Here is a 267-nt window from a genome sequence, read left to right as displayed (position 1 = left end):
GCACCGCCGGCCCCGCCGCCGCCGCCGAGGCCACCCGCCAACCCGGCGGTGCCCGTGCCGCCGGCCCCGCCGGCGCCCCCGGCACCGCCGTCGCCGCCGTTCATGAACAGCCCACCGGCGCCGCCGATACCGCCATTGCCGCCGGGACCCGCGGCGCCGCCGCCCGCGCTGCCGGCGGTGCCCACGCCGCCGGCGCCGCCCACGCCCCCGGTGCCCACCAGCCATCCGGCGTTGCCGCCGTTACCGCCGGTACCGCCGGTGCCCCAC

The 267-nt window shown here is 84.3% G+C and carries 1 protein-coding gene; it reads right to left on the bottom strand.

Annotated elements, in window-relative coordinates:
- Positions 1–267, bottom strand: a 267-nt coding sequence (locus tag BST12_RS35220) for a hypothetical protein (RefSeq protein ID WP_211281446.1), incomplete at both ends; no start/stop codon positions are given.

It is taken from the genome of Mycobacterium angelicum, from assembly GCF_002086155.1.
Taxonomy (GTDB): domain Bacteria; phylum Actinomycetota; class Actinomycetes; order Mycobacteriales; family Mycobacteriaceae; genus Mycobacterium; species Mycobacterium angelicum.
This window is presented reverse-complemented; position numbering and strand designations above follow the sequence as displayed.